Below are 13274 nucleotides of genomic sequence, written 5' to 3'. Positions count from 1 at the left end.
TCATTTGTTTTGGGCAATTTGGGAAATTGCTCTACTGGAAAAAAGGCAATAATCTATCTGTAATTTCTTTCGGGCAATTGGCAATTCGATTATTTGATGTTCTTACAAAGACCAATGTTGTTTCGCCAGTGTGTAAGAGCGTTTGCTGCTCGTCGTAGATTTCGTAATTAAATACTATTCTTACCTTCGGTAATTCTTTAATAATCACTCGAATAGTTACTAAATCATCGTATTTGGCTGGAGAAATAAAGCGAGATTTGTTTTCGTAAACGGGCATAATGATTCCTGTTTCTTCCAAGTCTCGGTAACGTAAACCCAACGAACGTAGGGCTTCAACACGACCAATTTCGTAAAGTTTGGCGTAGTTTCCGTAATACATATAGCCCATTTGGTCGATGTCGGCGTAGCGGACTCGGTAATTATAATCGAATGAATACATTCTTTAATAGTTCTAAGTTCTGAATTATGACGTAGCCGCCCAGGCGGTTCTGAGTTTTTGTAAAATTATGAAAGTCGTCCTTATAAATTAGTTGTTTTTTATTATTTCTAATTTTACCAAGTCTTCTTCGCTTCTAACTATCTGCAAGTCAAGGTCTTGTAAGTATTCATTCAATAAATCAAAAAGAGATTCGGTGCCGAGAATACATTTTTCAAAATACCAATCGAGCGATTCTTCAGCCACTTCTTCGCAAATATCTTGATAATCTTGCATAGTATAACCTTTCAATGGCGTTCCGTTTTCAGATTTTCCGAAACGCTGCCACATCAATTCCATTACATTATCAATTGAGCGAGTTTTGTGCGATATTCGCTGGATATGTAAATCTAAAATCTGAGCGGCAACTGCTCCTTTATGATACACCGAAACTTTGCGGTCGGGAATGCTTTGGGTATAACCATCAAGCCACAAATCCCACGAAGATTCGACGAGCGATTGTGAGGCACGGTCGGCGTGGTCGAAATGACGTTTGTAGTAGGCTTCTAATTCCTTAAAGTATTGTTTTTGGTCGAAAACGCCCGAACGGTAGAGCATCAAATCGCCGTAGTAGGTCGTTACGCCCTCTGCCACAAAGCAAGTCGGGAAATAATTTTCCTTCGTATAATCGTAGGGGAGAAGCTCAGCGGGGCGAAGTTTGCAGATATTCCAAGTATGGAAAAGTTCATGCGATGCCAAGCCGAGTAAATCAATGTAAAGTTCATCGAAGTCTTGGCTATCTGGCCCCAAAACTTGCATGGTAGAACTGCGATGTTCAACACCGTGATAATATGGTACGGGCAAAATCCAAGTGATGAAGTGATATTCTTTTTCGGGAAATTCGCCAAAAAGTTTGATTTGCTCTTCGGTAAACTTCTTGAAATCAGTTCTAATTCTACCCAGATATTCTCTCGAAAGATTCCCTTCAAACCAAATGTTAAATTTTATTTTTCCGACCTCATAAAAATCATGTTTCAGATTTGAACTGACAATAAACGGAGAATCGGCCAAATGATAAAAATCATTAAAAGCTATACTTACTCGGTTATTTTCTAATTCATGTTGGTCATTTAATCCTGCAATTTCCTGATTATCAGCTTTGTATAATTCTAAAGTGCAAGGGTTATTAATATATCCTTCAGCATAAATGCACAAGTTTACAGGGTTTACGTACAAAATATTTTCATCAACAAAACTGCTTCCTGCATTTACTAAATTTGCATAGTAATTATACTTTGCCGTAATGGTTTTTGCTCCGTGGGTTTGTATTTTCCAGCGGTCTTTGCTTATTTTTGAGGTTTGTAATTTTTGTCCTTTTTCATCGAAAACTTCAAAAAGTTGAATGTTTTTAGCAAAATTTTGGAGTTCATAGCGGCCAGGTCGCCATGCGGGTAATTGAAGTTCAATTTCATCGATTTTGATGTTTTCGATATTACATTCGATGTCAATGAAGTGAGAAGCCTTGTTTTTTGAATATATTTTGTAGTTCATACAGTTTTTTTTCGTAAGGATTTTGTGGTTTTAAAAAATAGTAGTACTTTTGCACTCCCGAATTTAAGATTCCAAGAACAAAAATAACAAAAATATAATGAAAAGGACATTCCAACCATCAAATAGAAAGCGTCGTAACAAACACGGATTCCGTGAGCGTATGGAAACTGCTAATGGAAGAAGAGTATTGGCAGCACGTCGTGCAAGAGGCAGAAAAAGATTAACTGTATCTGACGAGAAAAAGCATAAATAAGATTTTTTCTTGAAATAGAATTTTATCAATCTATTTGATAATAAAGATATTTGAGCCGCCTTATTGGTGGCTTTTTTTATTTTGGAATGAAGTTTTACTTCGTTCAGTTAGTGATTTTTGTAAAGGCGAACGTATTGGTTCGCATCACATGAAGAAAACATTTAAAAAAGACGAGCGTCTTTGCAGTGTGAAGGTAATCGAAAACCTTTTTGACAGGAAAAATTCTGCCAATGGAGGTGTATTTTCGTACCCGATGCGTGTGGTTTTTCAGCCTCAACCATCAACCGAGATTGATGGCGTTGTTTCTTCTCAAACTCCTACCCAAGTTTTATTCTCCGTTCCTAAGCGTCAGTTTAAGCATGCTGTTGACCGCAACCTCATTCGTCGCCGAATGAAAGAAGCCTATCGTCTTCATAAACAACTACTTACAGGAAATTTCAATATAGCATTTATCTACATCGGTAAAGGAATCGAAGAGTATAAAGCTATCGAGAAAGGCATGAAAAGTGCCTTGAAGAAGGTGAGTGTCAACTGAAATTTCAGTATAGTTTATATCTTTGATAAATTGAAAATCAAAATATAAAAATAAACGTGTCTTGGAAATGACTGCTCTCGAAAAATACATCCAGTCTTATTTCGGAATTCCGATTGACGATTTGCAGAAAATTAGTTCGTTTTTTGAATTAGTAAAACTTAAAAAGGGCGATTTTTTTCTAAAATCGGGAAGAATCTCCGACCGACTTGGTTTTGTGCAATCGGGTATTTTGCGAGAGTTTGTCTATGCCGATGGTAAAGAAATTACGAAATGGATTTCGACCGAAGGCTATTTTACTGTTGATTTATCAAGTTTTGTATTCCAGCAACCAGCTCGATGGAATATTCATGCCCTGACCGATGCCGATGTCTATGTAATTAAACATGCTGATTATAAGCAAATTGGACAAATAATTCCTCGTTGGCAAGAGTTAGAAAAACTTTTTATTACTCGTTGTTTTAATATTCTTGAAGAACGAATCATGACACACCTTTCGATGACAGCCGAAGAGCGTTACCAGCATTTTCATAATTTTAATCCTGCATTATTCAATCAAGTCCCGCTGCAATATTTAGCCTCAATGCTCGGTATGACTCCCGAAACTTTTAGTCGAATCAGAAAAAAGACGATGCACTGAAATTCTTGATTTTTATCAAGAGAAGCCTGCTTTTTTTGCCTGAACTTTGTGTTATTAAACTTTTAAACACAAAAAATCATGGCGAAAGAACTTATCACCGAAATAAAAATCAAAGCAAATCCTGCACAAGTGTGGACGGTTTTAACCGACTTTAGTACTTATCCTGCATGGAATCCATTCATAAAATCGCTGACTGGCGATGTACAAGTTGGTAATACAATCACGGCCAGATTAGAGCCACCCAAAGCCAGTGGAATGACATTCAAGCCCAAAGTTTTGGTATTTGAAGCCAACAAAAAGTTTGTTTGGCTGGGACATTTATTCATTAAAGGTTTATTTGATGGAGAACATTCTTTTGAACTGATTGATAATCTTGATGGAACAACGACATTTATTCAAAGCGAAAAATTCGGAGGAATTCTTATTCCACTTTTCAAGAAAATGCTTGATGTAAATACCAAAGAAGGTTTTGAGTCAATGAACGAAGCATTGAAAAAAAGAGTGGAGAGTTTGTAGCATTAATTTATTCTCAAATATTATTTGATAATAAGCAGTTTAGCCAAAATTTTCATTTATTTTAGTGGTACTATTCAACCTCATTCCTCTAAAACCAAATGAAAACATTCTCGTATGCTTTCGTATTACTTGCTTGCGTACTTTCTGCATTCAATTCTACCCAAAAAAGTGTTCGACTTTTTGATGGAAAAACATTTAAGGGCTGGGAAGGAGACACCCTAAACACTTGGCGTATCGAAAATGGTGCTTTAGTGGGTGGATTTCTGGATAAAGATGTGCCACACAACGATTTTATCTGTACCACTCGTAGCTATGCTAATTTTATACTCAAACTCAAAGTGAAATTATCTGGAAATAAGGGTTTTATCAATTCGGGCATTCAGTTTCGTAGCCAACGTTTGAAAGACCCTGCTTATGAAATGACTGGTTATCAGGCAGATTACGGAGAAAATTATTGGGGAACACTCTACGATGAATCTCGAAGAAACAAAACGATTGCTGGGCAAGATGCAAAAATTACGCAGCAATTTATAAAACTAAACGATTGGAACGACTACGAACTACGAGCTGAAAATCGACGAATTAGAATTTACATCAACGGAAAACAAACAACCGATTACACAGAACCTGACCTAACAATTCCACAGTCAGGACTCATTGGCCTACAAATTCACGGAGGCGGAGCTGCCCAAGTTGCCTTCAAAGATATTTATATGCAAGAATTACCTTAATCATAGATGCTTGAGCGATTTCGTTGCCTTCGACTTCGCTCAGGCATCGAAAAAATTACGACAAAACTATTCAACCTTAAAATCAAAACTATGTACAAATCACGTTTCCTTTTGCTCCTGCTTTTGGGGGTGACTATTCTCCCTTCGGTCTATGCCCAAGATACCACAAAAATCGACAAAGAATTCACACTCGAAACCACCATGTTGGGCTATTTTTTCAAGAATGGTACAAGAAATCCTACGTTGAAAGTAAAGAAAGGGAGTCGAGTAAGAATTAATATCGTCAATGGAGAAGTAATGACTCACGATATTGCCTTAGAGAAATTGGGCATTAAAAGCGGGACCGTTTCTGAAAAAGGCTCAAAATCGAGCATCACTTTTGTAGCTGATAAAAACGATACTTATTATTGTACTGTTCCTGGCCATCGTGCCGCTGGTATGGTCGGGAAATTGGAAGTAGTAGAAGGCGAAATAATTGAAAAAATTGTAGTAGGTAAATTACCCATGAAGAATGGTAAACCCCTCAATCTTAACTTTGAAACAGGTGATTTACGTGATTGGACTGCCACTGGCGATGCCTTTGCAAGTCCGTTAATTAATACTGACCCATCACCCATTCATGATAAAGATATGACGATTGGTTTTGAAGGTAAAAACTTCCTTAGTTCAGGCGGAACAGTTAATTATAAATTGACGGGAACACTTACTTCTGTGCCTTTTGCTGTAACGCAACCTTACGCTTCGTTTATGGTATCGGGTGGGGCTTTGCAAGATACTCGTGTAGAAATTGTTTTAGCAGATACCAAAAAAGTTATTTTTCAATCAACTGGACAGGGGAGAGCTAATCTTCAGCCAGTAGTGGTTGATTTAAGAAAATACCTCAATAAAAATATCTTTGTCAGAATTATAGATAAAGAAACTGGTATTTCGCAAATACCGTACATCTCAGATGATAAATTGGCCCATATCAATTTTGATAATTTCTTGTTTTATCCTTCACGACCAGATTTTCAAAACGAATTATTTCAAAAAGATATTATTGTTTTACCACCACTCGACCCCGTTATCAATGCTGGACTTTCAGGAGTTGAGGCCGCAAAAGCCATGATACCACCGAAAGGTTTTAAGATTACTTTGGCCGCTGCCGAACCCGATATTGTACGCCCGATTGCCTTTACGATTGACTGGCGTGGAAGGCTTTGGGTCGTAGAAGGGCATACTTATCCAGTACCTGCCCCCGAAGGTCAAGGGCGTGATAGAATCTTGATTTTTGAAGATACAAACGGTGATGGAACACTCGATAGTCGTAAAGTTTTTATTGAAGGTCTGAATCTTGTTAGTGGTATTGAAGTGGGCATGGGTGGCGTTTGGGTTGGAGCTGCTCCTTATTTATTGTTTATTCCGACCGATTTTACTACCGATAAACCTACGGGTGAGCCTCAAAAACTTTTAGATGGCTGGGGAACACAAGATACGCACGAAACCCTCAATAGCCTAAGATGGGGGCCTGACGGCTGGCTTTATGGTACACATGGAGTTTTTACCCATTCAAAAGTTGGAAAACCTGGTACTCCCGACGACCAACGTATCAAACTCAACGCAAGTGTTTGGCGATACCATCCAATGAAGCATATTTTTGAACTCTTTGCCGAAGGCACAAGTAATCCGTGGGGTTTAGATTTCAATGATTATGGACATGCTTTTATTACGGCTTGCGTGATTCCGCATTTATACCACATGATTCAAGGTGGGCGTTATGTGCGTCAAGGTGGCAAGCATTTCAATCCATATATCTATGATGATATTAAAACCATTGCCGATCATGCCCATTATTTGGGCGACCGTGGGCCTCATGCGGGAAATTTCCGCTCGGCAGCCGCTGGTGGCGGACACGCTCACGCAGGAGCAATGATATATTTGGGTGGAAATAATTGGCCGAAAGAATACCGCAATAATATTTTCATGAATAATATTAATGGTGCGAGATTGAACATTGATGAGCTGACCCGTGAAGGCTCGGGCTATGTAGGAAAGCACAAAAAAGATTTTATGCCAATGAATGATAGCTGGTCGCAGTGGCTCAATTTCAAATACGACCCAAGTGGGTCAGTTTTTGCAATTGACTGGTATGATAAAAACCAATGCCATAGTTCAAATCCTGATGTGCATGACAAAACGATGGGACGGATTTTTAAGATTAGTTACGAAACCGATAAATGGGTTCAAGCCGATTTACGCAAAGCAACTGACTTAGAATTGGTGAATTATCAGTTAAATCCGAATGAATGGTATGTGCGTCAGGCAAGGACAATTTTGCAAGAAAGAGGAGGGAACAAGCAAGTGCATGATGCCCTAAAAGTCATTCTGAATACAAATCCAGATATTAGTCGTAAACTTAGGGCTTTGTGGACACTTTATGTAACTAACGGCCTTTCGGAGAAAGAATTGATAGATTTACTTTCAAATCAAAGTGAGTATATCAGAAGTTGGGCAATACAGTTTTTGGCTGAAAACAATACCGTTTCGGCCGATGCTTTAAAACAATTTGGAACAATGGCTAAAACTGACAAATCAGCTTTGGTGAGACTTTATTTGGCGTCGGCTATGCAAAGAATCGAGCCAAACAAACGTTGGGAAGTAGTGGAGGCTCTCGCTCAAAAAACAGAAGATATTGCTGACCATAATTTACCGTTGATGATTTGGTATGCTGCCGAGCCTTTGGCTGATGTTGATGCCAAAAGAGCGATTCAGATGGCAGAAAAAAGCCCAATTCCTAAGTTTTTGGAGTACATGAAAAAAAGAACAGGGAATAACTCAACCACTGATAGCGGAAACCACAACCACAATCATTAATCCAAAATTTTAGACTGATAATTAAGATGAAAAAATATTTTAAAATATTCCTACAATATAGCCTGAGCATAGCATCATTTGCTGCTTTTGCCCAAGATTTCAAAAAAACTGTACTTTCAAGAGAATTTCTATCAGAAGGTGGAGCTGTGGCTGATTTGAACAAAGATGGTAAACTTGATATTGTAGCGGGTTATTATTGGTTTGAAGCCCCTAATTGGACTCGTCACGAAATGGCTCCTTCGAGAGTATTCAAACCTCGTGAAGAATACAGCAATTCATTCCTTAATTTCGGAATGGACGTAAATCTTGATGGCTGGGACGACGTAGTGATTATTGATTACCCTGGGAAACCCGCTTTTTGGTTTGAAAACCCAAAAAAACAGCAAGTAAGCGAATGGAAAAAGCATATCATTGCCGATTCGGTGGGAATTGCCAACGAATCGCCCAATTTTGTGGATATTGATGGCGATGGAAGATTGGATATTTTATGCGGAGATAAAGCCAAAAAACAAATTGTTTGGCTAAAATCACCGAGTAAAAAAGGCGAAACCACGTGGAAAAGATTTAATTTAACAAAGGAAAAAGTGGCTGGTACAGAGATGTTTTCGCACGGAATTGGCTATGGCGATATTAATAATGATGGAATAAAAGACGTAGTGATTCGTGAAGGTTGGTATCAAGGCACAAAAGACCTCAATGGGGGAAATTGGGAGTTTCACCCAGCAAATTTGGGCGAACCATGCTCTCACATGCAAGTTTTTGACCTAAACGGCGATGGCAAAAACGATGTCGTTGCGGCATCGGCTCACGCTTTGGGGGTTTGGTATTATGAGCAAATCAACGAAAATGGAAAAATTGATTTCAAAACCCACACTATTAGCACAACTACTGCCCAAACTCACTCTTCAATTATGGCCGATTTGAATGGCGATGGAAAGAAAGAATACATTACAGGTAAACGTTATTTGGCACATAATGGCAGAGATGCTGGCGATGCTGATGCTCCGATTTTGATGTATTTCGAGTTTGATTCTAAAAAGCAACCTTATTGGACCGAACACATCATTGATAATGATTCAGGCTCGGGGCTTAACGTAACGGTTGCCGATATGAATAAAGATGGCAAACTCGACATTATTATTGTGAATAAAAATGGCGTGTTTTTATTAGAAAATAATTTGAAGAAAAAAGGGAAGTAAGCCAAGTATTATTCGCCTATTGAAATAATAAGATTTAAAGCCTCAATCTCTCCCGAATTTCGCTAAGTTTATCTTCATACGAAGCTCCAACCGAAATTTCGTTACCCGCCACCCACACCGACTGGCGGGTAATTTTTTGTATTTTAGTTACCGCCACAATATAGGAGCGGTGGATTCTAATAAATTGATTTGCAGGGAGTTGTGCAATACATTCACCAATATTTTGTCGGCATAATAGTTTTTTGTTGGGTAGCACATACGTCATATAATTGCCTTCGGCTTCTATATAAAGAATATCATCAAATAGCACTTTTTCTTCTTCATAGCCCGTTTTTAGAAAAATAAAATTCGGAGAACTTTCACCTCTTGAAAGCTTCATTTCGAGGGCTTTATTACAGGCTTTTGTAAACCTTGCCAATGAAAAAGGTTTCATCAAATAATCAATGGCATCGAGTTCAAAGCCTTTCACTGCATATTCAGAATAGGCCGTTGTAAAGATAATCATCGGTGTTTTTTGAAGAATATGCACAAACTCAATGCCCGAAATATCAGGCATTTTTATGTCCAAAAAAATCAAGTCAATTTTGTTTTGCTGCAAATACGAAATCGCCTCAAAAGCATCGGTGAATGTTGCTTTTAGTTCCAGGAATGGCACTTTCTGGGCGTGTATTTCAATCACCTCTAAGGCTCTTGGTTCATCATCGATGGCGATTGCTTTTAAATTCATAGTTAGTTGATGGTCAGACCTGAGGTGTGTAACCTTCGGTACAGACCTTTTTAATAAATTCCGATAATTAAAGATACAAAATAATCGTTGTCAGATACTTGAATATCAAGCGTATGGCGATTAGGATAAATTAATTCAAGTCGTTTTTTTACGTTTTCTAATCCAATGCCATTATTATCTTTCTCAGGCGAATTTTCTTGTTTCAGATGCCTGCTATTATGCACTTTAAAGTACAGTTTTTGAGCATCATGCGTAAGTGTAATGTATATCCACGAAGGATTTCGGAAACTTATGCCGTGTTTGAAGGCATTTTCTACGAACGGATTGAGCAACATCGGCGAAATAAAAATTTCTCGTTCAGAGTTTTGTATATTGACTTTTATTTCGATGTCGTGGTTTTCATCAATTCTCATGCGTTGAATATCAATATAGTTGTGCAGATATTCAATTTCTTTACTCAACGGAATTCGGTCTTGGTGGTTTTCATTGAGCATAAATCGCATCATATCGCCCAGTTTTTGAATGCCATCCGAGGTTTTTTCAGCGTTTTCTTTCAGCGAAACCGAATAAAGTGTATTTAAGGCATTGAATAAAAAATGAGGATTTATCTGCGAGCGAAGGCTGGAAAGTTCAGCTGATTTTGAAACAACCTGAGTTTGTAAGGCAATTTTCTCTTTAGAAAAAACTTTTCTGAGAAATGCCACAACGATAGATACAAAAACAAGTATCATGAACATTTGGAAAATCCACTCACCATGAAATCCTAAATTAACGTGGGCGTAAGTTAACCAGCTGATGTATTGAATAAAATACCCACTAATTGCTCCAAAAAAATTAATAAAAACAAAGAAAATTGCACCAGTTTGAAATTTTCTTGATTTGATTGAAGAAAAATAGGGAAGAACTCTTTTGTAAAATGCCTCTTGAGCAAAGTAAACCGTAGCAGCACAAATGGCCCATAAAGACAATTCTCTGACTGCTCCATACCAGTAGTTTTTGCGTGGAAGGTTGGCCGTTACAGCTACCAGCATCATAAAACCAGCGATTGAAATATTCAAGAAATATATCAAATACTGGAAATTTTCTTCTTTTTCTTCATTCAATTTTTTATTTAAGAAATAGTAGAATTGAGCGAAGCCTTCATACAGCAAAATAATAATTATTGCTGCTAATGAGTTTGTAAAGAAAAAGAGTTTTCGGAAAAGAGAATAGACTTTTATTCCTATTACTTGTTCATGATTATCTACTCTATGACGAATGTATAATTTAAGAAAATCAAACAAAAAAACACCCGTAACCACAAAAGCAATACTCATAAAAATGAGTATCAATAGTTGGTTGTCAAGTTTTTTTTCTTTGAATCGAGGGTAAATGTAGTAATGGAAAATAAACCAACCACCTAAGAAAAATACAGCCCCCGTTATGATTGGGAATATCGTATTTGAAAAGTGATTATAACTTCTGAGTGGACCCCAAATAAGCTCGTGTGGTACTTTATTCAGTTCAGCAATCGTGACAGTTTGGTCAAAGTGGTTGGCTTCTTGAAATAATCTTCGGACAACATAAATGATTGTCGAAATAAAAACAAGGAAGAATTCGTAGCGTCTGATTTTTTGTAATGATTGCATAGCTTTTTCATAATTTTTCAACAAATCTATGCTTTGAAATTCCACGAAACTCAAAAATGTTGTAGAAGTACAGGAAAATGTGATGAAATGGTGCAATCAAAACCCAATTTTTCTACGTTCGGGTTCTTCCGTAATTACTCTCATTGTGTTTCCTACAAAACGATTTTCGTATTTTTCGTGCCAGTATGCCGCTGCCATTTGCCATTTTTCTACTTCGGCTTTTAGTTTTTCGTTTTCGAGTTGGAGTTTTTCCATCGAAAAGTCAACAGAATGAAGCTCAATATCCATTAAATCAACAATACCAACGCCCAAAACTTTGGCAATTTCGGTAGCCCTCGAAATCGTCAATTCGGTTTTGTTTCGTTCAATATCACCATAGGCAGTAGTCGAGATGCCCAACATATCAGCCATGTTTTCTTGCGAAAAACCTTTCATAAGGCGTATTTGACGTATTTTCTCACCTGTGTTCATAGTTTAATGAAGAATGTAAAATGAAGAATGGATAATTGTAAAATCTTAGTAATCAAGCATTAATTTGTAATCAAACATCAATCATCAAACATCAAACATGAGATTATCAGTTTTTCTGATAAAATATCTGAAATTCTGACTACAAATTTCTAAAAGAATTAACATCTTTGTATCGAACAAAACGTATTTATAGAAAGTTCTTATTTTGAACTTTGAAAGTCAGCGTTCTGTTTTAAACTTAAAAGAAACATCAGTAAAAACTGATAATTGATAACTGTTAATTGAAAAAATATGCATTTTGGAGAAGAATTTCGTAAGTATGCCGTACATCACATGGGCATGAGTGGTTTAGGGATTGATGATTATATGAAACACAACGTTCAGAACATGACTCCAAACATCATTGAAGAGCGTCCGATGCGTTTTGCCGCTATCGACGTGTTCTCTCGTTTGATTATGGACCGTATCATTTTCTTAGGAACGGGTGTTGACGATTACGTAGCAAACGTAGTAGTTGCACAACTGCTTTTCTTAGAGTCAGTTGATGCTAAAAAAGACGTTTTGATGTACATTAATAGCCCAGGTGGTTCGGTTTATGCAGGTTTAGGAATGTATGACACCATGCAATATGTGCGTCCTGATGTAGCTACAATCTGTACTTCATTAGCAGCTTCGATGGGAGCGGTATTGTTGGCAGGTGGTGCAGCAGGTAAGCGTTCTGCGTTGCCACACGCACGTGTCATGATTCACCAACCAAGTGGTGGAGCTCAAGGACAATCACGTGATATGGAGATTACTGTGAAGGAAATCATAAAATTACGCCACGAGTTATACGAAATCTTGGCAAATCATACAGGAAAGACAATCGAGCAAGTTGAGCAAGACTCTGACCGTGACTATTGGATGAAAGCCGAAGAAGCAAAAGCCTATGGTTTGATTGACGAGGTTTTGTATCGTGATAAATAAAACCAACGAGTGATTATAGCATTGCTTTAACGTCGGCAGGGTTCAAAACCCTGCCGACGTTTTTATTAATATTGAATAAATAAAATTTCGTTCCACAGTTTTAAGCCCTAACTTTGCAAAAAAATATTCAAAAAAAGTATGAGTTCTTTTCCCAATGGAGCAATTATCGCTCCTTCTGTTTTAGCAGCCGATTTTGCGAATCTCCAACGTGACTGCGAAATGCTCAATGTATCTCAAGCCGACTGGTTTCATATTGATATTATGGACGGTGTTTTTGTGCCAAATATTTCGTTTGGAATGCCAGTTTTGGAGGCAATCCAACGCCATGCCAAAAAGCCATTGGATGTGCATTTAATGATTGTTCAACCAGAGCGTTATTTAGAAACTTTCAAGAAATTGGGTGCTGAAATCATCACGGTTCATTATGAGGCTTGCCCACACTTACATCGCACGATTCAACAAATCAAAGATTTAGGTTGTAAGGCAGGCGTTGCACTCAATCCACACACGCCAGTAAATGTGCTTGAAGATATTATTCATGACATCGATATGGTGCTGATTATGTCAGTAAACCCAGGTTTTGGTGGACAAAAATTTATTGAACATACTTACGCAAAAGTGAGTAAAGTACGTCAAATGTCTGCAACCGTAATGATTGAAATTGATGGTGGCGTAACTTCTAAAAATGCAAAACAACTCGTTGAAGCAGGTGCAAATGCCTTGGTAGCAGGTAGTTTTGTGTTTAGTTCAGAAAATCCAATTCAGACGATTGCAGATTTAAAAAATAGCTAA

The 13274-nt window shown here is 37.6% G+C and carries 14 protein-coding genes; 9 read left to right on the top strand and 5 right to left on the bottom strand.

Annotated features, from left to right (window positions below):
- Positions 1 to 31: 31 nt before the first annotated feature.
- Positions 32 to 439, bottom strand: a complete 408-nt coding sequence (locus tag ABR854_RS20640; protein WP_350267747.1) for an acyl-CoA thioesterase — start codon at positions 437 to 439, stop codon at positions 32 to 34.
- A gap of 87 nt (positions 440 to 526) precedes the next feature.
- Entirely contained in the window at positions 527 to 1966 is a 1440-nt protein-coding gene (locus ABR854_RS20635) for a M61 family metallopeptidase (protein ID WP_350267746.1), read from the bottom strand.
- Positions 1967 to 2063: 97 nt separating this feature from the next.
- On the opposite strand from ABR854_RS20635, the gene rpmH reads away from it, so the two are divergent.
- The 7 genes from rpmH (at position 2064) to ABR854_RS20600 (ending at position 8690) form a co-directional block, all read left to right on the top strand.
- Positions 2064 to 2219 (top strand): 50S ribosomal protein L34, encoded by a 156-nt coding sequence (gene rpmH / locus ABR854_RS20630; protein ID WP_015029776.1) that lies wholly within the window; start codon positions 2064 to 2066, stop codon positions 2217 to 2219.
- Between the two features lie 34 nt (positions 2220 to 2253).
- Positions 2254 to 2754, top strand: a complete 501-nt coding sequence (locus ABR854_RS20625) for a ribonuclease P protein component (RefSeq protein WP_350267745.1) — start codon at positions 2254 to 2256, stop codon at positions 2752 to 2754.
- A gap of 67 nt (positions 2755 to 2821) precedes the next feature.
- A complete protein-coding gene (locus tag ABR854_RS20620; protein ID WP_350267744.1) occupies positions 2822 to 3391 on the top strand; it encodes a Crp/Fnr family transcriptional regulator in 570 nt (189 codons plus the stop codon).
- 78 nt (positions 3392 to 3469) lie between these two features.
- Positions 3470 to 3907 carry an SRPBCC family protein gene (locus tag ABR854_RS20615; protein ID WP_350267743.1) on the top strand — a complete coding sequence of 146 codons (438 nt, stop codon included), beginning with the start codon at positions 3470 to 3472 and terminating at the stop codon, positions 3905 to 3907.
- A 98-nt stretch (positions 3908 to 4005) separates the two neighbouring features.
- A complete protein-coding gene (locus ABR854_RS20610; RefSeq protein WP_350267742.1) occupies positions 4006 to 4638 on the top strand; it encodes a 3-keto-disaccharide hydrolase in 633 nt (210 codons plus the stop codon).
- 90 nt (positions 4639 to 4728) lie between these two features.
- Entirely contained in the window at positions 4729 to 7491 is a 2763-nt protein-coding gene (locus tag ABR854_RS20605; protein ID WP_350267741.1) for a PVC-type heme-binding CxxCH protein, read from the top strand.
- A gap of 26 nt (positions 7492 to 7517) precedes the next feature.
- Positions 7518 to 8690, top strand: a complete 1173-nt coding sequence (locus ABR854_RS20600) for an FG-GAP repeat domain-containing protein (protein WP_350267740.1) — start codon at positions 7518 to 7520, stop codon at positions 8688 to 8690.
- Between the two features lie 34 nt (positions 8691 to 8724).
- Here ABR854_RS20600 and ABR854_RS20595 read toward each other — a convergent pair whose 3' ends face one another.
- The 3 genes from ABR854_RS20595 to ABR854_RS20585 form a co-directional block, all read right to left on the bottom strand.
- The gene (locus ABR854_RS20595; RefSeq protein WP_350267739.1) at positions 8725 to 9417 is read right to left on the bottom strand and encodes a LytR/AlgR family response regulator transcription factor; all 693 of its coding nucleotides are present in this window, start codon (positions 9415 to 9417) and stop codon (positions 8725 to 8727) included.
- A 50-nt stretch (positions 9418 to 9467) separates the two neighbouring features.
- On the bottom strand, positions 9468 to 11045 hold the full coding sequence (locus ABR854_RS20590) for a sensor histidine kinase (protein WP_350267738.1): 1578 nt from the start codon (positions 11043 to 11045) through the stop codon (positions 9468 to 9470).
- A gap of 96 nt (positions 11046 to 11141) precedes the next feature.
- Entirely contained in the window at positions 11142 to 11516 is a 375-nt protein-coding gene (locus ABR854_RS20585; protein ID WP_350267737.1) for a helix-turn-helix domain-containing protein, read from the bottom strand.
- Positions 11517 to 11807: 291 nt separating this feature from the next.
- On the opposite strand from ABR854_RS20585, the gene ABR854_RS20580 reads away from it, so the two are divergent.
- Complete coding sequence (locus ABR854_RS20580; RefSeq protein WP_350267736.1) at positions 11808 to 12482, top strand: ClpP family protease; 675 nt, start codon at positions 11808 to 11810, stop codon at positions 12480 to 12482.
- A gap of 138 nt (positions 12483 to 12620) precedes the next feature.
- A complete protein-coding gene (rpe, locus tag ABR854_RS20575; protein ID WP_350267735.1) occupies positions 12621 to 13274 on the top strand; it encodes a ribulose-phosphate 3-epimerase in 654 nt (217 codons plus the stop codon).

The organism is Emticicia sp. W12TSBA100-4 (genome assembly GCF_040253585.1).
GTDB lineage: Bacteria > Bacteroidota > Bacteroidia > Cytophagales > Spirosomataceae > Emticicia.
This window is presented reverse-complemented; position numbering and strand designations above follow the sequence as displayed.

What these genes read in the sequence shown, in the direction of transcription:
- ABR854_RS20640 (WP_350267747.1), bottom strand. Translation starts at nt 439, where the DNA reads ATGTATTCATTCGATTATAATTACCGAGTCCGCTACGCCGACATCGAC.
- ABR854_RS20635 (WP_350267746.1), bottom strand. Translation starts at nt 1,966, where the DNA reads ATGAACTACAAAATATATTCAAAAAACAAGGCTTCTCACTTCATTGAC.
- rpmH (WP_015029776.1), top strand. Translation starts at nt 2,064, where the DNA reads ATGAAAAGGACATTCCAACCATCAAATAGAAAGCGTCGTAACAAACAC.
- ABR854_RS20620 (WP_350267744.1), top strand. Translation starts at nt 2,822, where the DNA reads ATGACTGCTCTCGAAAAATACATCCAGTCTTATTTCGGAATTCCGATT.
- ABR854_RS20615 (WP_350267743.1), top strand. Translation starts at nt 3,470, where the DNA reads ATGGCGAAAGAACTTATCACCGAAATAAAAATCAAAGCAAATCCTGCA.
- ABR854_RS20610 (WP_350267742.1), top strand. Translation starts at nt 4,006, where the DNA reads ATGAAAACATTCTCGTATGCTTTCGTATTACTTGCTTGCGTACTTTCT.
- ABR854_RS20605 (WP_350267741.1), top strand. Translation starts at nt 4,729, where the DNA reads ATGTACAAATCACGTTTCCTTTTGCTCCTGCTTTTGGGGGTGACTATT.
- ABR854_RS20600 (WP_350267740.1), top strand. Translation starts at nt 7,518, where the DNA reads ATGAAAAAATATTTTAAAATATTCCTACAATATAGCCTGAGCATAGCA.
- ABR854_RS20595 (WP_350267739.1), bottom strand. Translation starts at nt 9,417, where the DNA reads ATGAATTTAAAAGCAATCGCCATCGATGATGAACCAAGAGCCTTAGAG.
- ABR854_RS20590 (WP_350267738.1), bottom strand. Translation starts at nt 11,045, where the DNA reads ATGCAATCATTACAAAAAATCAGACGCTACGAATTCTTCCTTGTTTTT.
- ABR854_RS20585 (WP_350267737.1), bottom strand. Translation starts at nt 11,516, where the DNA reads ATGAACACAGGTGAGAAAATACGTCAAATACGCCTTATGAAAGGTTTT.
- ABR854_RS20580 (WP_350267736.1), top strand. Translation starts at nt 11,808, where the DNA reads ATGCATTTTGGAGAAGAATTTCGTAAGTATGCCGTACATCACATGGGC.
- rpe (WP_350267735.1), top strand. Translation starts at nt 12,621, where the DNA reads ATGAGTTCTTTTCCCAATGGAGCAATTATCGCTCCTTCTGTTTTAGCA.